Source organism: Massilia sp. YIM B02763, from assembly GCF_030412015.1.
Taxonomy (GTDB): Bacteria; Pseudomonadota; Gammaproteobacteria; order Burkholderiales; family Burkholderiaceae_D; genus Telluria.
Genome location: NZ_JASNRD010000007.1, coordinates 129,516 through 153,140, shown reverse-complemented (window position 1 = coordinate 153,140; position 23,625 = coordinate 129,516). Strand labels below are relative to the sequence as shown.

Genomic DNA, 23,625 nt, shown 5'->3' with positions numbered 1-23,625 from the left:
GGTTTTAGGAAATTGCCAAAATTCGGGCTCTGACCCCGGCTCTGACCCCGGTTTGGGTTGGATCAATCGCCCAGGGCGGCGAGTTGTTCGGCCTGGTGTTCGGCCGACAGGGCGTTCGTCAGTTCGGCCAGGTCGCCGTCCATGATCATGTCCAGTTTATACAGCGTCAGGTTGATGCGGTGGTCGGTCAGGCGGCCTTGGGGGAAGTTGTAGGTGCGGATGCGTTCGCTGCGGTCGCCCGAGCCGATCAGGCTCTTGCGGGTGGCCGCTTCCTTGCTTTGCTGTTCGCGCAGCTGCACGTCCTTGATGCGCGCGGCCAGCACCTTCATGGCCTGCGCCTTGTTCTTGTGCTGGCTACGGTCGTCCTGGCATTCGACCACGATGCCGGTGGGCAGGTGGGTCAGGCGCACGGCGGAATCGGTCTTGTTGATGTGCTGGCCGCCGGCGCCGGAGGCGCGGAAGGTGTCGATGCGCAGGTCGGCCGGGTTGATTTGCACGTCCTCCACTTCGTCCGCTTCGGGCATCACGGCCACGGTGCAGGCCGAGGTGTGGATGCGGCCCTGGGTCTCGGTGGCCGGCACGCGCTGCACGCGGTGGCCGCCCGACTCGAATTTCAGCTTCGAGTAGGCGCCTTGCCCGACCACGCGCACGATCACCTCGCGGTAGCCGCCCAGGTCCGAGGGCGATTCGGACACCATCTCGACCTGCCAGCGGTTGCGCTCCGCATAGCGCGTGTACATGCGCAGCAAATCGCCGGCGAACAGCGCCGATTCGTCGCCGCCGGTGCCGGCGCGGATCTCGAGGAAGATGTTGCGCTCGTCGTTCTCGTCCTTCGGCAGCAGCATCTTCTGCAGTTCCAGGTCGAGCGCGGCGATGCGTTCCTTCGCGGCGTCGATCTCGTCCTGGGCGAATTCCTTCATGTCCGGGTCGGCCAGCATCTCCTGGGCCGCGGCGATGTCGCCCTGCGCGGTCTGGTACTGGCGATAGACGACCACCAGCGGCTCGAGTTCGGCGCGCTCGCGGTTCATCTTGCGGAAGTTGTCCATGTTCGCGGTGGCGTCCTCGGACATCAGGAGTTCGTCCAGTTCGACGAGGCGGTTGGCCAGTTGGTCCAGCTTGGCCAGCATGGATGGTTTCATAGGAGTCTATCAGTGAAAACGAACGAAGCCGCAAGGCGGCAGGAAGCAGGCCGCCCGCCGCAGGATAGCAGAAGCGGGCGGCGCGAAAAGGGGAGAGTGCTAACGGCGGCCGCGGAACAGCTGCGGCAGGAGGCTGGCCAGGCGCGCGCGTTCGTCGCCCTGGGCACGGTGCAGGGCCTGTTGCGGGCCGTGCAGGAACTTGGCGGTGAGGCCTTTCGACAGCGCTTCGAGCACGGCGTCGACGTCCTCGCCCTTGGCCAGCAGCTTGCGCGCGCGTTCCAGTTCGGCCTGGCGCAGCAGTTCGCTCGATTCGTGCAGGTCGCGGATGACGGGCACCACGGCGCGGTCGCCGATCCAGTGCATGAACGATTGCACGCGCGTGTCGATGATGGCTTCGGCCTGGGCCACGGCGGCCTGGCGGTTCTCGACGCCCGTGCGCACCACGTCGGCCAGGTCGTCGACGGTGTACAGGAAGGCGTCGGAGAGGCGCGCCACTTCCGGCTCGATGTCGCGCGGGACCGCGAGGTCGACCATGAACATGGGGCGGTGGCGGCGCGCCTTCAGCGCCCGTTCGACCAGGCCCTTGCCGATCAGCGGCAAGGTGGAGGCGGTCGAGGAAATCACGATGTCGAACTGCGGCAGCAGGTCGGACAAATCGGCCAGGCGGATCGCGCGGCCGGAGAAGCGCGCGGCCAGCGCCTCGCCCCGTTCCAGCGTGCGGTTGGCGATGGTGATCGACTTCGGATTGTGCGCGGCGAAGTGGGTGGCGCACAGCTCGATCATCTCGCCGGCGCCGATGAACAGCACGTTCTGCTCGCTGACGCGGTCGAAGATGCGTTCCGACAGGCGCACGGCGGCGGCGGCCATCGACACGCTGTGGGCGCCGATCTCGGTGGTGCTGCGCACTTCCTTGGCGACCGCGAAGCTGCGCTGGAACAGCTGATGCAGGTAGGTGCCCAGGCCGCCGGCTTCGTCGGCCACGCGCACCGCGTCCTTCATCTGGCCCAGGATCTGGGCCTCGCCCAGCACCATCGAATCGAGGCCGGAGGCGACGCGGAAGGCATGGCGCACGGCGTCGTGCGTCGGCAGCATGTACAGGTGCGGACGCAGGTCGGCGAAGTTCAGCTGGTGGTAGTCGGCCAGGAAGCGGGCCGACGCGTCGAGCGGGTCGGGCGCGTCGCTGGCGGCATACATCTCGGTGCGGTTGCAGGTCGAGAGCAGGGCCGCCTCGTCCTCGCCGCGCGTATTGAAACGCGAAAACCAGCCCCGTGCCGCCTGCACCGCCGCGCCCAGCTGCTCGGGCCCGAGCGCCAGCTGCTCGCGCAGCGAGACCGGTGCGGTGTTGTGGTTCAGGCCAACGGCAAGGAGTTGCATGACTGATTAAAAATTAGGCGGTCCGTCCATTATACCCTGATGCGGGCAGGGCTTCACGCCCCCAATTTTTCCAGCCGATATCCATAACTATAGACAGGGACCAGGCGGAAGCCATTCTCCGGACGCAGGCGCAGCTTGTTGCGCACGCGCGAGACGTGGGTGTCCATGGTGCGCGAGGGCACGGCCGTTTCGCGCACCCAGATCGATTCGTGGATGTAGGCGCGCGACAGCGGACGGCCCAGGTTGCGGAAAAACAGCAGTGCGAGGTTGAATTCCTTGTGGGTCACATCGATCTGTTCGCCATCCATCATGAGGCGGCCGGGACGGGTCTCGAATACATAGGGGCCGAACTGCAGCTGCTCGGCGCCGTTCTGCGACGGGTAGGCGCGGCGCAGCAGGGCCTGCACACGGGCGACGAGTTCGCCGCGGCGCAGCGGCTTGACCAGGTAGTCGTCGGCGCCAGCCGTGACGCCGGCCACGATGTCGTCCTCGGCCGAGCTGCCCGCCAGGAACATGGTCGGGGTGTTCGGCGCCATCTTTTCCTTGGCGCGGCGCAGCAGTTCGGTAGCGGGAACGTCGCTGACCTGCCAGTCGACGATCAGGAGGTCGGTGCTGTCCTTGCGCAGTTGCCCCAGCATGTCCTTGCCGTTGTCAAAGGCTTGGCAGCTGTGCCCAGCGCCATTCAGTACCTGGCAGATGAGTTCTGCCTGGGCGTTATCGTGATCCAGTACGGCTATTCTCATGGGGCTGTCTCGGCGTGCGTGCTTTAGAACTGCTCTGTCTTCAGTGTAGGAACTCACTGTAGGAACATTCCTACAATGTCACTAAATATAACAGAGATTTAAAAAGCAAAGCTACCGATGCCACAAGTAAATTCACATTTTCGTTGGGTAATTACGTCACAGTTGTGTCAGATTGCCAACGAACCAGCGGTTACACTGTACATCAAGATGCCGAAACGGAGGAAAAATGTTCAAAAAACGGAGGGAAAGCGGGGAACTGGTCTTGTTACCCGTTTCAAATGACGAAATTGAGCAAGTCCGCGAGCGCTGCCGCGCCATCGTGCGCAAGCGTGCCGCCATTTCGGCGGGCGTAGCGGCCGTTCCGATACCGGGAGTCGATATCGCCGCGGACCTGACGAGCTTCGCCAGCATGGTCGAGGAAATCAATCGCGCGTTCGGCTTGACGCCGGAGCAGATCGAACGGTTACATCCGCGCATGCGCGTTGCCGCCTACCAGGCCATCGGCGCCCTGGGCGGCATGCTGGTCGGCAAGCTGGTCACGAGGGAGCTGGTGATCAAGCTGTTGCAGAAGTCCGGCGCCAAGCTGGCGGCCAAGTCGGCCGCCAAGGTGGTGCCGCTGGCGGGCCAGCTGGCGTCGGCCGCGATCGGCTTCGCCCTGTTCCGGCAGATGGGCTACCAGCACGTGGAGGCCTGCGTGAAGGTCGCGCGCGAGGTGGCGCTGACGGCGCCTGAAGCGCCGGTCTCATAAAAAAATGCCGGGCGCATTACTGCGCCCGGCATTGTGTGGGTCCGGCGGCGGTCAGGCGTCCGGCAGGACGACGTTGACGTCGAGCACTTCCAGGTTGCCCTGGCGGTCGAGCGAGATCTTGATGTCTTCGGCGTTGACCTTGGTGTACTTCGAGATCACTTCGATCAGTTCGCGATGCAGGGCCGGCAGGAAGTCCGGCCCGGCGCGGTTGGTCCGCTCGCGCGCGATGATGATCTGCAGCCTTTCCTTGGCCGCATTCGCGCTCTTCTGTTTCTGCGGAAACAGGAATGAAAGCAAGGCCATATTACTTTGCTCCAAACAATCGCTGCAGCAGACCAGGCTTTTCGTAGTTGGTGAAGCGCAGCGGAATTTCTTCGCCAAGGAAGCGCGACACGACGTCCTGGTAGGCCTGGGCCACGTCGGTTTCCTTGAAATGGATCGCCGGGTTGCCCTGGTTCGATGCATGCAGCACCGCTTCGGATTCCGGGATGATGCCGATCAGGGGAATGCGCAGGATTTCCTGCACGTCCTCGTAGGACAGCATTTCGTCCGCTTCGACGCGGCGCGGCGAATAGCGGGTGATCAACAGGTGTTCCTTGACCGGCTCGCCGCCGCTCTGGGCGCGGCGCGACTTGGCCTGCAGGATGCCCAGGATGCGGTCGGAATCGCGCACCGACGACACTTCCGGGTTGGTGACGATGATCGCCTCGTCGGCGAAGGTCAGCGCCATCAGGGCGCCGTGCTCGATGCCGGCCGGCGAATCGCAGATGATGTACTCGAAGCCCATCTGGATCATCTCGTTGAGCACGCGCTCGACGCCTTCCTCGCTCAGCGCGTCCTTGTCGCGCGTCTGCGAGGCCGGCAGGATGAACAGGTTCTCGCAGTGCTTGTCCTTGATCAGCGCCTGGGTCAGGCTGGCTTCACGATTGATCACGTTGATCAGGTCGTACACGACGCGGCGCTCGCAACCCATGATCAGGTCGAGGTTACGCAAGCCGACGTCGAAGTCGATCACCGCGGTCTTGTGGCCGCGCAGCGCCAGGCCGGTCGAGAAACTGGCGCTCGAAGTAGTCTTGCCCACACCGCCCTTGCCGGACGTAACAACGATAATTCTTGCCATGAAATAGTGAGTCCTTAACAGTATCTGGTCAGTGCCGCAGGATCAGGCGCTCGTGCGAGTTGCCGAACCCAGCGATGATATATCGATTCGGTCGCCGACCAAACGGATTTGTACCGGCTGGCGCGACATTTCGGGCGGGACGCCCTCGTCGAAGGTGCGATACACGCCGGCGATCGACACCAGTTCCGGCTCCAGCGACAGGGCGAAGATACGCGCTCCCGCATTGCCCGAGGCGCCCGCCAGCGCGCGGCCGTGCAGCGGCGCATACACGTGGATGCTGCCGTCGGCGATCAGTTCCGCGCCATTGTTGACCACCGCGGTGACGATCAGGTCGGTGCCGCGCGCATAGATGCGCTGGCCGGCGCGCACCGGGGTGTCGACGATCATGGCCGCCGTCAGGGCGGCCGGCTGGGGCGCCGCTGCCGGGGCTGCCGCCGCCGGCGCGGGCGCCGGTTCGGCCGGCGTCTCGACCTGCTTTTCCGCCTCTTCGCGCGCGCCCGCCTGCAGGCCGCTGGTGCCGTCGTCCAGGAACAGGTCGTGGGCGCGGATCACTTCGTGCAGCGCCGCCGGGGCGCCGCGCACCGCCACCGCGTTCAGGCGGTAGCGCTTGAGCAGCGCGACCAGGCTTTCCCAATCGATCTGGGCGGCGTCGTCGGCGATGCCCGCGATGTCGATGACGGCGAATTCATCCTCGAAAAAGTCCGACACGCCCCCCGTCATCTGCTGCAAGGCGGCATCGATCGCGATCGGATCGGCCGAGTGCAGGATGGTCGAAATGGCCACGACCGTGGAAATCTTGATTTCGATGGGCAGGGAACTCGAGGTTTTAGGCATAAGGCATTCTGAGTGGCGCTAGCCCGAGCATTCTACTTTGAAATTTCATGAAACGGGAAAGGATTCGGCCCCCGTTTATATGCCCGGCAAGGGGTGTTTCCGTGAATAAAAACGGAACAGAAAAACATGCTCGGCAATAACACTCTTGCACCGAATCTCCGATAGCGGCGCTGAATAAGCTGATAAGATTGATTTCGCTTAAATAACCCACTAGCAAACCGACTAAGATTGTTGGCTTCCGTCGAAGCATGTGCAAAAACATGCAAGGCCATGCGCGAGGGAATGTGAAAAGTAGGGATGTCCATCATTGAACACCCCGGCCACCGGGCCGGGTTACCGGAGACTGATATGGAAGACGTCGTAATCGTGGCCGCCGGCCGTACCGCAATCGGCAAGTTCGGCGGCACATTGTCGAAGATTCCCGCCACCGAGCTGGGCGCCACGGTGATCAAGCACCTGCTCGCCAAGACCGGCATCGATCCGGCCTCGGTGAGCGAAGTCATCATGGGCCAGGTGCTGACCGCCGGCGCCGGCCAGAACCCCGCGCGCCAGGCCGTCATCAAGGCCGGCCTGCCGAATACCGTGCCGGCCTCGACCCTGAACGTGGTGTGCGGCTCCGGCCTGCGCGCCACCCACCTGGCGGCCCAGGCCATCAAGAGCGGCGACGCCTCCATCGTCATCGCCGGCGGCCAGGAAAACATGAGCGCCTCGCCGCACGTGCTGAACGGCTCGCGCGACGGTTTCCGCATGGGCGACGCCAAGCTCACCGACACGATGATCGTGGACGGCCTGTGGGACGTGTACAACCAGTACCACATGGGCGTCACGGCCGAGAACGTCGCCAAGAAATACGAGATCACGCGCGCCGAACAGGACGAATTCGCGCTGCAGTCGCAGCTGAAGGCCGAGGCCGCCATGAAGGACGGCAAGTTCAAGGACGAGATCGTCCCGGTCGAGATCGTCTCCAAGAAGGGCACGACCGTGTTCGACACGGACGAGTATCCGAAGCACGGCGCCACGCTGGAAGGCCTGGCCAGCCTGCGTCCCGCGTTCAACAAGGAAGGCAGCGTCACCGCCGGCAACGCCTCCGGCCTGAACGACGGCGCCGCGGCCGTGATCATGATGTCGGCCTCGAAGGCCAAGGAACTGGGCCTGACCCCGCTGGCCCGCATCAAGGCCTACGCCATGTCCGGCCTGGATCCGGCCATCATGGGCATGGGTCCCGTCCCCGCCGCCCGCCTGTGCCTGGAAAAGGCCGGCTGGACCCACGACGACGTGGACCTGATGGAAATCAACGAGGCGTTCGCCGCCCAGGCCGTCGCCGTCAACAAGCAGATGGGCTGGGATACCTCGAAGATCAACGTCAACGGCGGCGCCATCGCGCTGGGCCACCCGATCGGCGCCTCGGGCGCGCGCGTGCTGGTCACGCTGCTGCACGAGATGGTGCGCCGCGATGCGAAGAAGGGGCTGGCCAGCCTGTGTATCGGCGGCGGCATGGGCGTGGCGCTGGCGGTCGAGCGCTGATCGACGCAGGATGCAGCACGCTTCAACAACGGTGTTTGTGGTTTCGATCGTACATAAGTGAAAAACTAGGAGAAGACAAATGGCTAGAGTGGCATTAGTGACCGGCGGCATGGGCGGTCTCGGCGAAGCGATCTGCATCAAGCTGGCGGCACTCGGCTATACGGTCGTGACGACGTACTCGCCGGGCAGCCAGAAAGCCCAGGGCTGGCTGGCCGGCATGCGCGACCAGGGCCACGACTTCAAGGCCTACGAATGCGACGTGTCCGACTACGATTCGGCCCAGGCCTGCGTGGCCAAGGTGACGCAGGAAGTGGGACCGGTCGACGTGCTGGTGAATAACGCCGGCATCACGCGCGACATGACCTTCAAGAAGATGGACAAGGTCAATTGGGATGCGGTCATGAAGACCAATCTCGATTCCGTGTTCAACATGACCAAGCCGGTCGCCGACGGCATGGTCGAGCGCGGCTGGGGGCGGATCATCAACATCTCGTCCGTCAACGGCCAGAAGGGCGCCTTCGGCCAGACCAACTATTCGGCGGCCAAGGCCGGCATCCACGGCTTCACCAAGGCGCTGGCGCTGGAAGTGGCGCGCAAGGGCGTGACCGTGAACACCATCTCGCCGGGCTATATCGGCACCAAGATGGTCACCGACATTCCGACCGACGTGCTGGAAACCAAGATCCTGCCGCAAATCCCGATGGGCCGCCTGGGCAAGCCGGAAGAAGTGGCGGGCCTGGTCGCCTACCTGTCCTCGGACGAAGCGGCGTTCGTGACGGGCGCCAATATCGCCATCAACGGCGGGCAGCACATGCATTGAGCAGCACGCTCTGCCCATGAACCGTCGTCCCCGCGCAGGCGGGGACCCAATTTTGCAAGCGTTATCGTAACGCCGGCAGACATTGGGTCCCTGCCTGCGCAGGGACGACGTTTTTTTATTGCGCGTCTCTTTCGGAGTGCCCATGCCCCCGCTGACCGCCAAGCCCTACCTGCGCTCCGTCCACATCGACCCGCGCGCCGAGCTCGACCTGCAACGCTACCCCTTCAACATCCCCGCCGTGCGCGACATGGGCGTGCTGCTGCCCCATCCCGACGTCACCTTCTTCGTGGGCGAGAACGGGGCCGGCAAGTCGACGGTGCTGGAGGCGATCGCCGTGGCGCTCGGCTTGCCGGCCGAGGGCGGCACGCGCCACGTACACCGGAACCAGCAGGAAACGTCGCCGCTGCACGGCGTGCTGCGCCTGGCCAAGGGCTGGAAGCGGCCCGGTTCCAGCTATTTCCTGCGCGCGGAAAGCCTGTTCAACGTGTTCACCTACCTCGACGAGATCGGTTCTCCCAGGCCGTCGATGCACCTGCGCTCGCACGGCGAAGCCTTCATGGACACGATGCTCGGCTTCCGCGGCGACGGCCTGTACCTGCTGGACGAACCGGAAGCGGCGCTGTCTCCCACGCGCCAGCTGGCCGCGCTGGCGCTGATCGACCGGCTGGTGAAGGAAGGCGCCCAGTTCATCATCGCGACCCATTCTCCGATCCTGCTGGCCTATCCGAACGCCAAGATCTGCCTGTTCGACGGCAGCGGCGTCAGCGAGACGGCCTACGAGGATACCGAGCACTACGCCGTCACGCGCGACTTCCTGAACCACTATCCGCGCCGCCTGCAGCAGTTGCTGGGCGAGGAATGACCGCTGCGCCGCCGATGCCCCTGCCTGGCGTATGCTGGAGCCGACGGAGGGAACGCGATGGCACTCGATGCGGAACAAGTGAAGGACGTGGTGCGCCTGCCGGCGCAGCAGCGCTACGAATATTTCGTCGAGCACGTGGCGCAGGCAGGCGAGGTCTGGGGCCTGTACCGCAACGGCTGGGCGCTGGCCACGCGCGACGACGGCACGCTCGTGTTCGCGCTGTGGCCGGAACGCGAGTTCGCGCTGCTGTGCGCCGAATTCGAGTGGGAAGGCTACGCGCCGCAGGCCTTCGGCCTGGACGAGCTGCTCGACGACCTGCTGCCCCGGCTGCAGGAGGACGGCCTCGTTCCCGGCATCTTCCGCACGCCCGGCTCGAAGGGCACCATGCCCACGCCCGGCCTGCTCAAGGCCGACCTGCAGGACGAAGTGCGGCGCCGATGAACCTGATTCACCGAGGACATCCATGAATGCATTGCAGCCGGGAGGGCTGGCCTTGTCGGGCCTGGAAGAACAGGTCCTGCAACCGGGAACGAAGGGATTGGCGATCACGGCGCCGCTGCGCCAGGGCGCCATCGGCGTGCAGGGCTGGAACGTGCTGCACGGCGACACCAGCTACCCGGTGGCCGTGCTCAAGACGTCCAGCCTGCGCCACAACCTGGAATGGATGCGCGACTTCTGCGCGCGCCACGCCGTCTCGCTGGCGCCGCACGGCAAGACCACCATGTGCCCGCAGCTGTTCGGCGCCCAGCTCGCGCACGGCGCCTGGGCCATCACCCTCGCGAATGCCGTGCAGGTGCAGGTGGCGCACCGCTTCGGCGTGCGCCGCGTCATCGTCGCCAACCAGCTGGTGGCGCGCAGCGACGTGCGCGCCGTGCTGCAGCTGCTGCATGACGATCCCGACTTCGAATGCTTCGTGCTGGCCGATTCGCTCGCCGGCGTGGCGCGCCTGGCCGAGGAAGCGCAGCGCCATGTCCAGGCGCGGCCGCTGCCCGTGCTGGTCGAACTGGGCCTGGCGGGCAAGCGTGCCGGCTGCCGCACGCCCGAGGAGGCGCTGACGGTGGCGCGCGCCATCGAACATGCGCCCGGGCTGGCGCTGGCCGGCTTCGAAGGCTACGAGGGCCTGCTGGTCTCGGACGACCGCGCGGCCGATTTGCGCGCGGTGGCGGATTTCACGGCGCGCCTGTGCGCGCTGGTGCGCGAAGCCGACGACGAGGGCCTGTTCGGCATGCCCGAGATCCTGCTGACGGCCGGCGGCTCGTCCTACTTCGACCTGGTGGCGCGCGCCTTCGGCGAACTGGCGCGCGACGCCCAGGCGCTGTCGCGCCCGCTGCGCCCCGTGCTGCGCAGCGGTTCCTACGTGAGCAGCGACCATGGCATCTACCTGGATGCGATCGCCGAGCTCGACGCGCGCGAAGGCATCGATCCCGCGCACGGCCTGCTGCCGGCGCTGGAACTGTGGAGCGTGGTCCTGTCGCGCCCCGAGCCCGGCCTGGCGATCCTGGCGCTGGGCAAGCGCGATGCCTCGCACGATGCCGGCCTGCCCGTGCCGCTGCGGTACCACAGCCCGGGACCGGGGCTGCCGCGCGCCTTGCCCGCCGGCTGCGCGATCGTCAAGCTGAACGACCAGCACGCCTACCTGGCGCTGCCCGAAGGGCCGATCCGCAGCCTGCTGGCGGTGGGCGACCTGGTCGGTTGCGGCATCTCGCATCCCTGCACGACGTTCGACCGCTGGAACCTGCTGCTGGGCGTCGACGACGACTACACGGTACGCTTCGGCCTGAATACCTTTTTTTAGCGCGGCCGGGCGGCTACAATCGACCGTCCCCATCCGCCAGAAGATCGCCATGTCCGTCATGCCACCGTCGCTGTTCCCGCCCATCCTCCCGAACCGTTCCGGCATGCTGGCCGTCGACGCGCTGCACACGATCTACTGGGAAGAGGTGGGCAACCCGAAGGGCATCCCGGTGATCTTCCTGCACGGCGGCCCGGGCGCCGGCCTGTCGCCCCAGCACCGCCGCTTCTTCGACCCCAGCGCCTACCGCATCATCCTGTTCGACCAGCGCGGCGCCGGCAAGTCCACGCCGCTGGGCGAGTGGCGCAACAACACGACGCAATTGCTGATCGAGGACATCGAGCGCCTGCGCGCCATGTTCGGCATCGAGCGCTGGCTGGTGTTCGGCGGTTCCTGGGGCTCGACGCTGGCGCTGGCCTACGGCGAGGCGCATCCGGAGCGCTGCCTCGGCTTCGTGCTGCGCGGGATCTTCCTGTGCACGAAGGCCGAAGTGGATTTCTTCCTGTACGGCATGCGCTGGTTCTATCCCGAGCTGTACGAGGAATTCGCCGCCCACGTGCCGCCGGAAGAGCAGGGCGACCTGCTCGGCGCCTACACCCGCCGCCTGCTGTGCGACGATCCCGACCAGTACTGGCCGGCGGCACGCGCCTGGAGCCGCTTCGAGGGCCGCCGCGTGTTCCTGCTGCCGCAGGAGGAGGAACACCCGTCCGACACGCTCGACCTGGGCGTGGGCCGGCTCGAGTCGCACTACATGGCCAACGGCGGGTTCATCGAGGAAGACCAGCTGGTGCGCGACGTCGGCCGCATCAACCACTTGCCGGCCGTGATCGTGCAGGGCCGCTACGACGTCATCTGCCCGCCCCTGTCGGCCTACCGCCTGCACCAGGCCTGGCCCGGCTCGCGCCTGCGCATGATCCCGGACGCCGGCCACGGCGCGCTGGAGACCGGCATCGCGCGCGCGCTGGTCGCCGCCACCGAACAGTTCAAGCGCCACGGCCGCTTCGAGTAAGGGCGATCAACGCGGCGGATGCAGTGAAACGCGGTCCGCCGGGTGCGGACTGCTACACTGGCATCGACGACCCGCAACAACGACATAGAACAACGATCACCTCCCGCTACCGGAATGAATATCCAGACCAACGACATCGGCCACGTCATCCAGCTGTCGATCGCCCCCGTGTTCCTGCTGACGGGCGTCGCCACCAAGCTGACGGTGCTGCTGAACCGCCTTGCCCGCGTCATCGACCGCACCCGGGTGCTGCAGGACGAATTGCGCAAGGAGCAGCGCCCCGAATACGTCGAGGAACTGGACGTGCTGTACCAGCGCTGGCAGCTGATCAACTACGCGCTCACGGGCAGCACCATCTGCGGCTTCCTGATCTGCGTGGTGATCGCCTTCCTGTTCCTGGGCGATACCACCAACATCCCGCTGGACCGCTATATCGCCGGCATGTTCGTGCTGGCCATGATCGCCCTGATCGCCAGCTTCGTGTTCCTGCTGCGCGAGGTGTTCGTCTCGTTCCGTTACATGCGCCTGCACATGTACGACCATACGGCCCCGCAGGAATAGCGCGGCCCCTTTTTTTCCGTACCGAATACGAATCGAGACTCATCATGCACGACTACCAACGTCCCCCGACCCTGCATCGCTACGGCATGCGCAGCGACCTGGAGCAGGCGCTGTCCGCCGGCCAGTTCCGCCTGCTGCCGGCCAACGGCTTCCTGACGCTGTCCTTCTCCACCGCCTGGGACAAGAGCCTGTTCAACGTGCTCGGCCCGGCCGACAGCTGCCTCGTCATCCACAACACCGAGGAATTCGGCGAACGCCTGCACCGCGCCGTGCAGCGCACGCTGCCCAACTGGGCCGGCATCGACGGTCCCGTCGAATACGGCGTGCGCTCGCGCCTGGGCCTGGCGTTTTCCGCCAACGGTGCGCAGGCGCGCGAAAAGGAATGGAAGTTCGCCTGGCGCTCGCTGTCGCCCACGGCCAGCATGAATCCCGTCGTGGTGCGCATCGGCAGCATCGAGCAGTTCGCCGAGCTGCGCTCGCCGGAGAGCTATCCGGCCTGAAATACGCTGTCGTCCCTGCGCAGGCAGGGACCCAATCTTGCACGCGTGTCGACGACGCTGAACTTGGGTCCCTGCCTGCGCAGGGACGACGCCGATTACATTGTCGTCCATGTCCATTACCGCCTACCCGTATCTCCTGTCTCCCCTCGACCTCGGCTTCACCACGCTGAAGAACCGCGTGATCATGGGCTCGATGCACACGGGCCTGGAAGACCGCTTCTACCATTACGGCAAGCTGGCCGCGTTCTACCGCGAACGGGCGCGCGGCGGCGTGGGCCTGATCGTCACGGGTGGCATCTCGCCCAACCGCCAGGGCTGGCTGCTGCCCTTCGGCGGCACGCTGAACTTCGCCGGCGACGTGCCGAACCATCGCCGCGTCACCCGCGCCGTGCACGAGGAGGGCGGCAAGATCCTGCTGCAGATCCTGCACGCGGGCCGCTACGGCTACCAGCCGCTGGTCGTGTCGGCCTCGAACCTGAAGTCGCCCATTTCTCCGTTCAAGCCGAAGGCGCTGGACGAGAGCGGCATCGAGAAGACCATCGCGGCCTACGTCCGCTGCGCGCGGCTGGCGCGGCGCGCCGGCTACGACGGCGTCGAGGTGATGGGCAGCGAAGGCTATTTGCTCAACCAGTTCCTGTGCGCCCGCACCAACCGCCGCACCGACCGCTGGGGCGGCCCCATCGAGAACCGCATGCGCCTGGCGGTGGAGATCGTGCGCCGCATCCGCGCGGCGGTCGGGCCGGACTTCATCATCATGTTCCGCCACTCCGTGCTCGACCTGGTCGAGGGCGGGAATACCTGGGACGAGATCGTGCACACGGCGCAGGCGCTCGAGGAGGCCGGCGCCACCATCCTGAACACGGGCTACGGCTGGCACGAGGCACGCATCCCGACCATCGTCACCTCGGTGCCCCGTGCCGCCTTCGCGTCCATCGCGGCGCGCCTGAAACAGGCCGTGCGCATTCCCGTGGTGGCATCGAACCGCATCAATATGCCGGACGACGCCGAACGCCTGCTGGCGGAAGGCCAGGCCGACCTGATGTCGATGGCGCGCCCCTTCCTGGCCGATCCGGACTGGGTGAACAAGGCGCAAGCAGGGCAGGCGGACCGTATCAACACCTGCATCGCCTGCAACCAGGCCTGCCTGGACCACACCTTCGCCAACCGGCGCGCGAGCTGCCTGGTGAATCCGCGCGCCTGCCACGAGACGGAGCTCGTCTATCGCCCGACGTCCAGGCAGCGCCGCATCGCCGTCGTCGGCGCCGGGCCGGCCGGCTTGTCGGCGGCGACGGTGGCGGCTCAGCGCGGCCATGCCGTCACGCTGTTTGACGCACAGGACCGCATCGGCGGCCAGTTCAACACGGCGATGCGCATTCCCGGCAAGGAGGAATTCGCGGAAACGATCCGTTACTTCGGGCGCCAGCTGGCACTGCTCGGCGTCGACCTGCGCCTGGGCGCGCGCGTCACGCGCGAGGAACTGCTGGCCGGCGGCTACGACGACGTGATCGTGGCGACCGGCGTGACGATGCGCCGCCCGCGCATCGAGGGCATCGACCATCCGAAGGTCCTCACTTACCTGGACGTGCTGCGCGGCGGCGCGCCGGTCGGCGCGAACGTGGCGATCGTCGGCGCCGGCGGCATCGGCTTCGACACGGCCGAATTCCTGATGCACGCGGCGGCGCCCTTGCAGACGCAGCCGCGGCCGCAGCCGGTGGATGCCTGGATGGCCGAGTGGGGCGTCGATCCGCACGTCGCCACGCCGGGCGGCCTGGCGCCGCCGCATCCGGTGACGCCGGCGCGCAGGATCTGGCTGCTGCAGCGCAAGACCACGCGTCCGGGCGCGGGCCTGGGCAAGACTACGGGCTGGGTCCACCGCGCCACCCTGCAGCGCCACGGCGTGACCATGCTGGCCGGCGTGCAGTACGAGCGCATCGACGACGCGGGGTTGCACATGACGGTCGGCGGCGAACGCCGGGTGCTGGACGTGGACAACGTCGTGATCTGCGCCGGGCAGGAAAGCCTGGCGGAGCTGATGCCGCCCGAGGGCGCGCGTGGCGGGCCGGCGTTCCACAAGATCGGCGGGGCGGCGCTGGCGGCGGAACTGGATGCGAAAAGGGCGATACGCGAAGGGGCGGAACTGGCGGCGCGTTTATAGCCGCCACACCCAGACCACGTCGTTCCCGGCATTGCCGGAAACGACTCCCTGCGCAGGCAGGGACCAAATTTTGCTGGCGCTATCGAAGCGCACGCAGAGCTTGGGTCCCTGCCTGCGCAGGGACGACGTTCATGGGGTGCAGGCCTACTGCTGCCCCGCTCCACTGCTCTTCTTCTTGCTGGGTTTGCTGACGTAGTCCGACGGCGGCTCCTGGTCCGCGTTCTGCTGCGGCGCCGCGCCGCTGACCTGGCGCTGTTCCGCGCCGCCGTAGCCCGACTGGCGCGGCGCGTTCAGGCGGTCTTCCTCGCCGCGCGCCTGCATGCGCTGGGCGCTCTGGCGGGCGCTGGTGCGCTGGACGGCCGGGCCGTCCGTGCCGCCCTGTAGCGAACCGCGTGCGCGCAATGCCGCGCCTTGCTGTTCGATATTGGCCGACTGCACATTGGCACCGCCCGGCGCCACCCAGCCCGGGGCGCGCGGCTGCTGGCTGCCTTCGGCGACGGGAACGATTTTTTCCTTGGCGATGCCGCGGGCGCGAGTGCTGTCCGGGCCTTTTTGCTTGGTCATGTTGATCCTCCTTAAAGCGGCGCGATGAAGCGCTGACAGGAGGATCATGCGCGCCGGGAAGCGCGTATTCCAGAGGAAGAGGGAGCGCACCGCTGTAGGACTGGAACTACCTTTTTTCTCTGGCGAATGTTGATTGAAGGTAGTTCCAGCAGGGGGAGGATTACTTCTTGCGGACCACCACGCAACCGATCGAGTAACCGGCGCCGAACGAGCAGATCACGCCATTGGTACCGGCGGCCAGGTCGTCCTGGTGGGTGTGGAAGGCGATGATGGAACCGGCCGACGAGGTGTTCGCATAGGTGTCCAGGATCACCGGCGCTTCCTGTTCGCTGGCGTCGCGGCCCAGCAGCGTGCGTACGATCAGGTGGTTCATGTTCAGGTTGGCCTGGTGCAGCCAGAAGCGGGCAATGTCCTCGACCTGCAGGCCGGCGCCTTCGACGGTCTCGCGGATCATCTCGGCGGCCATCGGGCAGACTTCCTTGAACACCTTGCGGCCCTGCTGGCGGAACAGCTTGTCGGGCTGGCCGACGCCGGCCTCGTCGAAGCGGTTCATGAAGCCGAAGTTGTTGCGGATATTGTTCGAGAACTTGGTCTTCAGTTTCGAATCGAGGATCTCGAACTGGTGGCTGCTGGTCGCCGTTTCCGCCGCTTCGATGACCATCGCCGTGCAGGCGTCGCCGAAGATGAAGTGGCTGTCGCGGTCGCGGAAGTTCAGGTGGGCGCTGGTGATTTCCGGATTCAGCACGAGCACGGCGCGCGCCTGGCCCGTCTGCACGGCGCCGGCCGCCGTCTGGATCGCGAAGGTGGCCGAGGAGCAGGCCACGTTCATGTCGAAGCCGAAGCCCTCGATGCCCAGCGCTTCCTGCACCTCGACGGCCATGGCCGGGTAGGCGCGCTGCATATTGCTGGCCGCGACCAGCACCATGTCGATGTCGGCGGCGCTGCGGCCGGCCCGCTCGAGGGCCTGGCGGGCGGCGGCGACGCACATCTCGGCCTGCAGCGACAGTTCGTCGTCGGCACGCTCCTTGATGCGCGAGGTCATGTGGGTCGGATCGAGGATGCCGGCCTTTTCCATCACGTAGCGCGACTTGATGCCCGAGGCTTTCTCGATGAAGGCGCTGCTGGACGGTTCTAGCGCGGCGACTTCGCCGGCCGCGATCTTGTCCGCGTTCTCGGCATTGAACAGTTCGACGTAGGCATTGAAGGCCGTCACCAGCTCGTCGTTGGAGATCGAGTGCTGGGGCGTAAACAGGCCGGTGCCGCTGATGACGACAGGTTTCATGATAGACATTCCTGGATGATAACGAGAGGAAACTCTCGAGAATTCGCCGATTCTACACAAACGTACTGACGGTGGGAACCGCCGTGGGTAGAAAAACCGAACGGATGTGCTAATTGAACAAAGCCCGTCAGTACGGGCTTTGCACGAAGCTCAAGGGTCGTGGCGGGCGAGGGGGGCGACGTGCGCCGCGCGTTTCGACAGCTGCACCGGCAGGCCCTGCAGGTGGCGCAGCGCCTGGCCCAGCTGGAAGTCGTCGCTGCTGCCGAATTCGAGCGGCTTGCGGGTGCGTTCCAGCGCCAGGATGCGCATCTGCTCGGCCAGGTCGCCGCGGTCGGTCGCTTCCTCGCCGTTGCGGTCGTTCGACAGGTGGCGCTGCAGGTCGGCCTCGCGCATGCGCAGGGCGTTCAGGCCGTCGTCCTCGGCATTCTCGTCGACGGGGAAGTCGGGCAGGATGCCGCGCGCCTGGATCGAGCGGCCGCTGGGCGTGTAGTAGCGCGCCGTGGTCAGCTTGACGGCCGTGTCGCCGGCCAGCGGGCGGATGGTCTGGACGGAACCCTTGCCGAAGGTCGGGCTGCCGACGATGGCCGCGCGCCGGTGGTCCTGCAGGGCGCCGGCGACGATTTCCGAGGCCGAGGCCGAGCCGGTATTGACCAGCACCACCATGGGCAGCGTCTTGAACAGCTCCGGCACCCCGGCGAGCGGATCGTTGCCGCGGCCGAGCAGGTAGTACTCGGGACGGCCGTAGAACCTTGCCTTGGAATCGGCCAGCTGGCCGTTGGTCGAGACGATTTCCGCGCCCTTGGGCAGGAAGGCGGCGGCCACGCCGATGGCGCTCTGCAGCAGGCCGCCCGGATCGTTGCGCAGGTCGAGCACGAGGCCTTTCAGGTCCGGCTCCTGGCGCGCCAGGGCGGCCAGCTTGCGTGCCAGGTCGTCCACGGTCGGCTCCTGGAATTGCGAGATGCGCACCCAGGCATAGCCGGGCGCGGCGATCTTGCCTTTCACGCTCTTCTGCACGATCTCGTCGCGCACGATGGTCAGTTCGAGCGGTTCCTTGACGTCCTTGCGCACGATCGACAGCACGACCTTGGTGTGCGGTTCGCCGCGCATGCGCTTGATGGCCTCGTCCAGCGTCATCTCGGGCACGGAGGCGCCGTCGATGCGCGCGATCAGGTCGCCCGGCAGGATGCCGGCGCGCTCGGCCGGCGAGCCTTCGATCGGGGCCGTGATGCGGATGTAGCCGTCGTCGCCGTGGCCGATCTCGATGCCCAGGCCGACGAACTTGCCTTCGGTGCCTTCGCGCAGCTCGCGGTAGGCGGCGCGGTCGAGGTAGGCCGAATGGGGGTCGAGCGAGGCCACCATGCCGGAAATGGCGTGGGTGAACAGCTTGCGTTCCTCGACGGGCTCGACATAGTCGGCCTTGATGAGCCGGTAGGCGTCGGCCAGCTGGCGCAGGTCGTGGATGGGCATGCCGTCGGCGACGGGTTTGTCGGCCAGGCCGGAAAACTGCATCGTGAGGGCGACGCCGAGGACTGCCCCGAAGGTCACCAGGGCGGTATTCTTGAAGGTGGGGCGCATGGGATGTCGGAGTAGGTCGTACGGCGCGCGCCGTGTGCTGCCGCCCAGTATACCCGTCCTGCGCCCCGGGCGCTGCGGCCGGCCCTCAGGCCACCTGCGGCCGCACGGCCGCCGTCGCGCGGCGCTCGCCGATGATGCGGCCGAACAGGCGCAGCTGGCCCTCGGTGGTCGCATCCCAGCTGAAGCCTTCCGCATAGCGGCGCGTGGCCGCATGGTCCGGATAGGCGGCGCGCAGGGCCGCGATGCCCTCGGCGATGCCGCGCGCGGTGCGCTCCTTCATCAGCACGCCCGCTTCCGGCGCCGCCACGACTTCCGGGGTGCCCCAGACGTTGCTGGCCACGACCGGCGTGCCGCAGGCCATCGATTCGAGCAGCACGTTGGCCCAGCCTTCGCGGCTGGACGCGAGCACCATCGCATCGGCCGCGTTGTAGTAATTCTTCAGTTCCGGCTGCGCGACCGCGCCCAGGAACTTGACGCGGTCGGCCACGCCGAGGCGCTCGGCCAGGCCCTCGAGCTTCTTGCGCTCCGGGCCGATGCCCGCGATCAGCAGTTTCACGTCCGGCATCATGGGCAGGGCGCCGATGGTGAGATCGTGCGCCTTGCGCGGATCGAGCACGCCGACCGAGATGACGGTGAACCCGTCGATGCCCAGGCTGGCACGGGCGGCCTGGCGGTCCAGCGGCTGGAAGCGCTGCAGGTCGACGCCGTTGCGCAGGGCGACGATGCGCTCGCCCGGGATGCCCAGGCCGATCATTTCGTCGCGCAGCGCATTGCAGACCGTGATCATGCCGGCGGCGTTGTTGGCGGCCCACATCAATTGCTTCCTCGGCAGGGCATACTGGGGAATCAGGTTGATGTCGGTGCCGCGCGCGGTAATCACGACGGGCTTGTTGAAATACTTGCCCAGCATGACGGCGGCGACCCCGTCCGGATAGAAATAATGGGCATCGATCGCATCGAAATCGTAGCCTTCGTCGATGATGCGCCCGATCTCTTTCTTGCACGCCTGCGCCATCAGCCAGGGCGCGACCGTCATGCCGACCTTGGGAATGACGGGGTAGCGCGGATGGCTGACCTCGATGTCGTAGCGGACCTCGTGCGCCGGCACGCGCGAGAATGCCGCGTAGTCGCCGAAGCGGGGGTTGTTGGACGGAAACCACGGCACCGGCGCCACGACCCGGGACGCGACTTGTCCGCTGCCCAGCAGATAGCGCAGGCGCGTCTCGACGAAGATGCCGTGGCTGGGCTTGACGGTATTGGGGAACAGGGAGCTGAAGGTCAGGAGCTTCATGGAAGGTGCCGGAATGGAAAGGTCGACGACTATTATGTTCCAGAATGCAAGCCGCTGGCGTTCCGTATGGAAGCGTGCGTGCGGAATGCGCCGGTGCGCTACAAATGTCCCAATTGTAACCGTGCATGCTGGAAATCTATGATAAATTCGTCTAGTTATTAGCTTAGTGGAAACTTCGGCGCTGGCGAATTCCATGATCCCTGCCCGCGGTTGCAACCGCTCCGGCGACTACTTATCTCTGTAAAGCATATGAAAATTTCCGTGATCGGGACCGGCTACGTCGGACTGGTGTCTGGTGCATGTTTTGCCGACGTGGGCAACACCGTGTTGTGCCTGGACGTCGACACCCGCAAGATTTCGAAGCTCAAGGAAGGCATCATTCCGATCCATGAACCCGGACTGGATGGCCTGGTGCAGCGCAACGCGGCGGCCGGCCGCCTGCTGTTCTCGTCGAACTACGACGATGCCGTCGCCCATGCGGACATCATCTTCCTGGCCGTCGGCACGCCGCCGGACGAGGACGGCAGCGCCGACCTGACGCACATCCTGTCGGCCGCGCGCAGCATCGGCGAGCGCCTGTCCAAGCCGACCGTCATCGTGGACAAGTCGACCGTGCCGGTCGGCACCGCGGAGAAGGTGCGCGCGGCCATCGCCGGCGAACTGGCGCGCCGCGGCGCGCAGGTGGCGTTCAGCGTCGTCAGCAATCCCGAATTCCTCAAGGAAGGCGCGGCGATCGAGGACTTCATGAAGCCGGACCGCATCGTGGTCGGCAGCGACGATCCCGATTCGACCAAGGCGATGCGCCAGCTGTACGCGCCGTTCAGCCGCAACCACGAGAAGCTGGTCGAGATGGACATCCGCAGCGCCGAGCTGACCAAGTACGCGGCCAACGCCATGCTGGCCACGCGCATCAGCTTCATGAACGAGCTGGCCAACCTGTCCGAGCTGCTGGGCGCCGACATCGAGGCGGTGCGCCTGGGCATCGGCATGGACCCGCGCATCGGCCCCGATTTCCTGTATGCCGGCATGGGCTACGGCGGTTCCTGCTTCCCGAAGGACGTCAAAGCGCTGATCAAGACCGCCGGCGACCACGCGCAGCACCTGCACCTGCTGAGCGCGACGGAGAAGGTCAACGAGGAACAGAAGAGCGTCCTGTACAAGAAGCTGGTGCGCTTCTTCGGTTCCGAACAGGCCCTGCGCGGCAAGACGATCGCCTTGTGGGGCCTGTCGTTCAAGCCGAACACGGACGACATGCGCGAAGCGCCGAGCCGCATCCTGATCGCCTCGCTGTTCGCCGCGGGCGCCAAGGTGGTGGCCTACGATCCGGTGGCGAGCGAGGAAGCGCAGCGCGTGCTGGTCGCGGCGCATGGCCAGGCCGTGTGCGATGCCCAGTTGCGCATCGTCGGTTCCGCCCGCGAGGCCGTGCAGGGCGCCGACGTGCTGGTGCTGGTCACCGAATGGAAGGAATTCCGCGCGCCGGACCTGTCTTACCTGGCCGAGCAGCTGGCGTCGAAGGCCGTGTTCGACGGCCGTAACATCTACGATCCGGAAACCTTCGCCGGCGCCGGCCTGGTCTACGAAGGCATCGGCCGCCGCACGGCGAAGGCGGCATGATGGACGGCGCCGGCACGACCATCCTCGTCACCGGCGCGGCCGGCTTCGTCGGCAGCGCCGTGGCGGTGCGCCTGGCCGCCATGGGTTACCGCGTGGCCGGTTGCGACAACTTCAACGACTACTACGATCCGGCGCTCAAGCGGCACCGCGTCGAGGCCTTGCTGGCCCCGGCCGGCATAGCCTGCGACGACGTCGAGCTGAGCGACGCCGCCCAGGCGGCCGCGCTGTTCGAGCGCGTGCAGCCCACGCTGGTGGTGCACCTGGCGGCGCAGGCCGGGGTGCGCTATTCGCTGCAGAATCCCGCCGCCTACGTGCAGGCCAACCTGGTGGCCTTCGGCCATATCCTGGAAGCGTGCCGCAAGCACCGGGTCGAGCACCTGCTGTATGCGAGCAGCAGCAGCGTCTACGGCGCCAACGCCAAGACCCCGTTCAGCGAAGCCGACCAGACCGACGCGCCGGTGTCGCTGTACGCGGCGACCAAGAAGGCCAACGAGCTGATGGCGCACACCTACAGCCACCTGTACGGCATCCCGAGTACGGGGCTGCGCTTCTTTACCGTCTACGGTCCCTGGGGCCGCCCGGACATGGCGTACTTCAGCTTCGCGCGCAATATGCTGGCCGGCAAGCGCATCCCCGTCTTTGCGGAAGGCAAGCTGTATCGCGACTTCACCTACATCGACGACATCGTCGAAGGCGTCGTGCGCCTGCTGTTCAAGCCCTCGGTCCACGCGGGCCAGCCGCCGCATGCCGTCTTCAACATCGGCAACAACCAGCCGGTGCAAGTGCTGGACTTCATCCGCACGCTGGAAGAGGCGCTGGGCGTGAAGGCCGAGCTCGATTTCCAGCCGATGCAGCCCGGCGACGTGCCGGCGACCCATGCCGATACGAGCCGCTTGCAGGAATGGGTCGGCTACAAGCCGACGACGTCGCTGGCGACGGGCCTGGGCCGTTTCGCGGAGTGGTACCGCGCCATGCAGGACGCGGATGCGCCTTACCTGAAGTAATCCGTCGCCGCGTGCGATGCGATCGAAGGCTGCCTCGGCAGCCTTTTTTCATGCACCCGGCATTCCTCCGTAAATACAATATCGGTGATCCTGTAAATTCGTGTATTCCGGGCCGATCTCCAGGTAAGTATTTGTAAAGTGACCGGACAGGGCCCCGTGTGCGGCCTATAGTGAATCCAGTTTTTCTCTCTCTCCACTCTTGAAGTGGTCTTTGCCCACGGTTTCCCCCGTGGGCTTTTTTCTGCCCGGGAGCTTTATATGTCGACCATCTCCGCGCGCGTCGCCCGCGCTTGCCTGCTGGCCCTTGCCGTGGGCGCCGCCGCGCCGTCCTTTGCCGTCCCTTTGATGGAGCTGCGCGCCGAAGACTTGTTGCCGATGGCATCGGAATGGAAGAAGTCGCTGAACCTGAACGCCAACCAGCAGACTTTGTGGAACCAGGTCGAAGGCCGTTCGCGCACCATCCTGCGCGAACGCACGCAGCGCCGCGATGCGTTGCAGGAACAGGCCAGGGCCATGCTGGCGAAACCCGACGTCGAACTGCGCGACCTCGACAAGGCCGCCGCGGCGGAAAGCGCCCTCGAAGCGGCCGAGGACCAGCAGTTGCGCGCGCTGTGGCTGGGCGTGAACGATGCCCTCGACGACAAGCAGCGGGCCCAGGTCGCGACCTTCCTCGGAGAACAGTTGATGCGGGTGGTGCCGGAAGGGCGCGCGGAAGGGCGGCCGGCAGGCGAGCGTGGCGGAGAGCGCGGCGGCGGCCGGCCGGGCGGCCATGGCCGCGGCGGCATGGGCGGGCCGGGCGGCGGTTCGATCAATATCGGCGGCTGAGCATGTGTCGGCGCCGGTGCCGGTGCCGGGCTGACATATGCATGATGTATCGAAAAGTAAAAAAGTTACTCCACTCGTATTTTTGCTTGGCTTCTTCGCTAGAATCAATTAAGTAGGCGGCAACTTCGTGTCGGTGCCGCCACTAGCCGAGACAAGCCCATGCGCAAACCGATCCCGGCCGGCCTGGCCGGTACCGGTCCCTCTGCACCACCTTTCCCCGATGATCCCCTGTTCTGCTGCGCCGTGAAAACGTAGCGGCCGAACCAAGGCCGGATCGTGGGCATATCCG

Annotated in this window: 23 protein-coding genes; 13 read left to right on the top strand and 10 right to left on the bottom strand. The window is 66.2% G+C overall.

Features of this window, described 5'->3' with window-relative positions:
• Positions 1-62: 62 nt before the first annotated feature.
• The 3 genes from prfA to QPK32_RS11940 form a co-directional block, all read right to left on the bottom strand.
• A complete protein-coding gene (gene prfA / locus QPK32_RS11950) occupies positions 63-1,139 on the bottom strand; it encodes a peptide chain release factor 1 (protein ID WP_290413035.1) in 1,077 nt (358 codons plus the stop codon).
• A 99-nt stretch (positions 1,140-1,238) separates the two neighbouring features.
• Positions 1,239-2,513: a glutamyl-tRNA reductase gene (gene hemA, locus QPK32_RS11945; protein WP_290413034.1), complete on the bottom strand. Its 1,275-nt coding sequence runs from the start codon at positions 2,511-2,513 to the stop codon at positions 1,239-1,241.
• 53 nt (positions 2,514-2,566) lie between these two features.
• On the bottom strand, positions 2,567-3,256 hold the full coding sequence (locus QPK32_RS11940; protein ID WP_290413033.1) for a response regulator transcription factor: 690 nt from the start codon (positions 3,254-3,256) through the stop codon (positions 2,567-2,569).
• Between the two features lie 226 nt (positions 3,257-3,482).
• On the opposite strand from QPK32_RS11940, the gene QPK32_RS11935 reads away from it, so the two are divergent.
• Positions 3,483-4,004: a DUF697 domain-containing protein gene (locus QPK32_RS11935; RefSeq protein ID WP_290413032.1), complete on the top strand. Its 522-nt coding sequence runs from the start codon at positions 3,483-3,485 to the stop codon at positions 4,002-4,004.
• 51 nt (positions 4,005-4,055) lie between these two features.
• Here the strand turns inward: QPK32_RS11935 and minE are convergent, their stop codons facing one another.
• From minE to minC, 3 genes are read right to left on the bottom strand one after another with little or no spacing between them, the layout of a single operon-like run.
• Entirely contained in the window at positions 4,056-4,307 is a 252-nt protein-coding gene (minE, locus tag QPK32_RS11930; RefSeq protein WP_290413031.1) for a cell division topological specificity factor MinE, read from the bottom strand.
• A 1-nt stretch (position 4,308) separates the two neighbouring features.
• Positions 4,309-5,124: a septum site-determining protein MinD gene (minD, locus tag QPK32_RS11925; protein WP_290413030.1), complete on the bottom strand. Its 816-nt coding sequence runs from the start codon at positions 5,122-5,124 to the stop codon at positions 4,309-4,311.
• Positions 5,125-5,166: 42 nt separating this feature from the next.
• Complete coding sequence (minC, locus tag QPK32_RS11920; RefSeq protein ID WP_290413029.1) at positions 5,167-5,958, bottom strand: septum site-determining protein MinC; 792 nt, start codon at positions 5,956-5,958, stop codon at positions 5,167-5,169.
• 348 nt (positions 5,959-6,306) lie between these two features.
• On the opposite strand from minC, the gene QPK32_RS11915 reads away from it, so the two are divergent.
• The 9 genes from QPK32_RS11915 (at position 6,307) to QPK32_RS11875 (ending at position 15,181) form a co-directional block, all read left to right on the top strand.
• On the top strand, positions 6,307-7,482 hold the full coding sequence (locus tag QPK32_RS11915) for an acetyl-CoA C-acetyltransferase (RefSeq protein WP_290413028.1): 1,176 nt from the start codon (positions 6,307-6,309) through the stop codon (positions 7,480-7,482).
• A 79-nt stretch (positions 7,483-7,561) separates the two neighbouring features.
• Positions 7,562-8,302, top strand: a complete 741-nt coding sequence (phbB, locus tag QPK32_RS11910) for an acetoacetyl-CoA reductase (RefSeq protein ID WP_290413027.1) — start codon at positions 7,562-7,564, stop codon at positions 8,300-8,302.
• 142 nt (positions 8,303-8,444) lie between these two features.
• Positions 8,445-9,164: an AAA family ATPase gene (locus QPK32_RS11905; RefSeq protein ID WP_290413026.1), complete on the top strand. Its 720-nt coding sequence runs from the start codon at positions 8,445-8,447 to the stop codon at positions 9,162-9,164.
• Between the two features lie 57 nt (positions 9,165-9,221).
• Complete coding sequence (locus QPK32_RS11900; RefSeq protein WP_290413025.1) at positions 9,222-9,605, top strand: DUF2750 domain-containing protein; 384 nt, start codon at positions 9,222-9,224, stop codon at positions 9,603-9,605.
• Positions 9,606-9,627: 22 nt separating this feature from the next.
• The gene (locus QPK32_RS11895) at positions 9,628-10,959 is read left to right on the top strand and encodes an amino acid deaminase (RefSeq protein ID WP_290413024.1); all 1,332 of its coding nucleotides are present in this window, start codon (positions 9,628-9,630) and stop codon (positions 10,957-10,959) included.
• Between the two features lie 49 nt (positions 10,960-11,008).
• Entirely contained in the window at positions 11,009-11,965 is a 957-nt protein-coding gene (gene pip / locus QPK32_RS11890) for a prolyl aminopeptidase (protein ID WP_290413023.1), read from the top strand.
• Between the two features lie 114 nt (positions 11,966-12,079).
• Positions 12,080-12,526, top strand: coding sequence for a DUF2721 domain-containing protein (locus QPK32_RS11885; RefSeq protein WP_290413022.1), 447 nt, complete (start codon positions 12,080-12,082; stop codon positions 12,524-12,526).
• Positions 12,527-12,570: 44 nt separating this feature from the next.
• Positions 12,571-13,026 carry a hypothetical protein gene (locus QPK32_RS11880; protein ID WP_290413021.1) on the top strand — a complete coding sequence of 152 codons (456 nt, stop codon included), beginning with the start codon at positions 12,571-12,573 and terminating at the stop codon, positions 13,024-13,026.
• Between the two features lie 109 nt (positions 13,027-13,135).
• A complete protein-coding gene (locus QPK32_RS11875; RefSeq protein ID WP_290413020.1) occupies positions 13,136-15,181 on the top strand; it encodes an NADPH-dependent 2,4-dienoyl-CoA reductase in 2,046 nt (681 codons plus the stop codon).
• Between the two features lie 144 nt (positions 15,182-15,325).
• Here the strand turns inward: QPK32_RS11875 and QPK32_RS11870 are convergent, their stop codons facing one another.
• The 4 genes from QPK32_RS11870 to QPK32_RS11855 all read right to left on the bottom strand — a co-directional run bounded on the left by QPK32_RS11870 (position 15,326) and on the right by QPK32_RS11855 (position 19,893).
• Positions 15,326-15,745, bottom strand: a complete 420-nt coding sequence (locus tag QPK32_RS11870) for a hypothetical protein (protein WP_290413019.1) — start codon at positions 15,743-15,745, stop codon at positions 15,326-15,328.
• A gap of 160 nt (positions 15,746-15,905) precedes the next feature.
• Complete coding sequence (locus QPK32_RS11865; protein WP_290413018.1) at positions 15,906-17,027, bottom strand: beta-ketoacyl-ACP synthase III; 1,122 nt, start codon at positions 17,025-17,027, stop codon at positions 15,906-15,908.
• A 150-nt stretch (positions 17,028-17,177) separates the two neighbouring features.
• Positions 17,178-18,602 carry a S41 family peptidase gene (locus QPK32_RS11860; protein ID WP_290413017.1) on the bottom strand — a complete coding sequence of 475 codons (1,425 nt, stop codon included), beginning with the start codon at positions 18,600-18,602 and terminating at the stop codon, positions 17,178-17,180.
• An 85-nt stretch (positions 18,603-18,687) separates the two neighbouring features.
• Positions 18,688-19,893 carry a glycosyltransferase family 4 protein gene (locus QPK32_RS11855; RefSeq protein ID WP_290413016.1) on the bottom strand — a complete coding sequence of 402 codons (1,206 nt, stop codon included), beginning with the start codon at positions 19,891-19,893 and terminating at the stop codon, positions 18,688-18,690.
• A gap of 249 nt (positions 19,894-20,142) precedes the next feature.
• On the opposite strand from QPK32_RS11855, the gene QPK32_RS11850 reads away from it, so the two are divergent.
• The 3 genes from QPK32_RS11850 (at position 20,143) to QPK32_RS11840 (ending at position 23,336) form a co-directional block, all read left to right on the top strand.
• Positions 20,143-21,507, top strand: a complete 1,365-nt coding sequence (locus QPK32_RS11850; protein WP_290413015.1) for a UDP-glucose/GDP-mannose dehydrogenase family protein — start codon at positions 20,143-20,145, stop codon at positions 21,505-21,507.
• Entirely contained in the window at positions 21,504-22,511 is a 1,008-nt protein-coding gene (locus QPK32_RS11845; RefSeq protein ID WP_290413014.1) for an NAD-dependent epimerase/dehydratase family protein, read from the top strand. Before QPK32_RS11850 ends, QPK32_RS11845 begins: the two co-directional genes overlap by 4 nt.
• A gap of 258 nt (positions 22,512-22,769) precedes the next feature.
• Positions 22,770-23,336 carry a hypothetical protein gene (locus QPK32_RS11840; RefSeq protein WP_290413013.1) on the top strand — a complete coding sequence of 189 codons (567 nt, stop codon included), beginning with the start codon at positions 22,770-22,772 and terminating at the stop codon, positions 23,334-23,336.
• Positions 23,337-23,625: the final 289 nt, after the last annotated feature.

Excerpts from the sequence above, each read along its gene's own strand:
- prfA (WP_290413035.1), bottom strand. The coding sequence starts at position 1,139 with ATGAAACCATCCATGCTGGCCAAGCTGGACCAACTGGCCAACCGCCTC.
- hemA (WP_290413034.1), bottom strand. The coding sequence starts at position 2,513 with ATGCAACTCCTTGCCGTTGGCCTGAACCACAACACCGCACCGGTCTCG.
- QPK32_RS11940 (WP_290413033.1), bottom strand. The coding sequence starts at position 3,256 with ATGAGAATAGCCGTACTGGATCACGATAACGCCCAGGCAGAACTCATC.
- QPK32_RS11935 (WP_290413032.1), top strand. The coding sequence starts at position 3,483 with ATGTTCAAAAAACGGAGGGAAAGCGGGGAACTGGTCTTGTTACCCGTT.
- minE (WP_290413031.1), bottom strand. The coding sequence starts at position 4,307 with ATGGCCTTGCTTTCATTCCTGTTTCCGCAGAAACAGAAGAGCGCGAAT.
- minD (WP_290413030.1), bottom strand. The coding sequence starts at position 5,124 with ATGGCAAGAATTATCGTTGTTACGTCCGGCAAGGGCGGTGTGGGCAAG.
- minC (WP_290413029.1), bottom strand. The coding sequence starts at position 5,958 with ATGCCTAAAACCTCGAGTTCCCTGCCCATCGAAATCAAGATTTCCACG.
- QPK32_RS11915 (WP_290413028.1), top strand. The coding sequence starts at position 6,307 with ATGGAAGACGTCGTAATCGTGGCCGCCGGCCGTACCGCAATCGGCAAG.
- phbB (WP_290413027.1), top strand. The coding sequence starts at position 7,562 with ATGGCTAGAGTGGCATTAGTGACCGGCGGCATGGGCGGTCTCGGCGAA.
- QPK32_RS11905 (WP_290413026.1), top strand. The coding sequence starts at position 8,445 with ATGCCCCCGCTGACCGCCAAGCCCTACCTGCGCTCCGTCCACATCGAC.
- QPK32_RS11900 (WP_290413025.1), top strand. The coding sequence starts at position 9,222 with ATGGCACTCGATGCGGAACAAGTGAAGGACGTGGTGCGCCTGCCGGCG.
- QPK32_RS11895 (WP_290413024.1), top strand. The coding sequence starts at position 9,628 with ATGAATGCATTGCAGCCGGGAGGGCTGGCCTTGTCGGGCCTGGAAGAA.
- pip (WP_290413023.1), top strand. The coding sequence starts at position 11,009 with ATGTCCGTCATGCCACCGTCGCTGTTCCCGCCCATCCTCCCGAACCGT.
- QPK32_RS11885 (WP_290413022.1), top strand. The coding sequence starts at position 12,080 with ATGAATATCCAGACCAACGACATCGGCCACGTCATCCAGCTGTCGATC.
- QPK32_RS11880 (WP_290413021.1), top strand. The coding sequence starts at position 12,571 with ATGCACGACTACCAACGTCCCCCGACCCTGCATCGCTACGGCATGCGC.
- QPK32_RS11875 (WP_290413020.1), top strand. The coding sequence starts at position 13,136 with ATGTCCATTACCGCCTACCCGTATCTCCTGTCTCCCCTCGACCTCGGC.
- QPK32_RS11870 (WP_290413019.1), bottom strand. The coding sequence starts at position 15,745 with ATGACCAAGCAAAAAGGCCCGGACAGCACTCGCGCCCGCGGCATCGCC.
- QPK32_RS11865 (WP_290413018.1), bottom strand. The coding sequence starts at position 17,027 with ATGAAACCTGTCGTCATCAGCGGCACCGGCCTGTTTACGCCCCAGCAC.
- QPK32_RS11860 (WP_290413017.1), bottom strand. The coding sequence starts at position 18,602 with ATGCGCCCCACCTTCAAGAATACCGCCCTGGTGACCTTCGGGGCAGTC.
- QPK32_RS11855 (WP_290413016.1), bottom strand. The coding sequence starts at position 19,893 with ATGAAGCTCCTGACCTTCAGCTCCCTGTTCCCCAATACCGTCAAGCCC.
- QPK32_RS11850 (WP_290413015.1), top strand. The coding sequence starts at position 20,143 with ATGAAAATTTCCGTGATCGGGACCGGCTACGTCGGACTGGTGTCTGGT.
- QPK32_RS11845 (WP_290413014.1), top strand. The coding sequence starts at position 21,504 with ATGATGGACGGCGCCGGCACGACCATCCTCGTCACCGGCGCGGCCGGC.
- QPK32_RS11840 (WP_290413013.1), top strand. The coding sequence starts at position 22,770 with ATGTCGACCATCTCCGCGCGCGTCGCCCGCGCTTGCCTGCTGGCCCTT.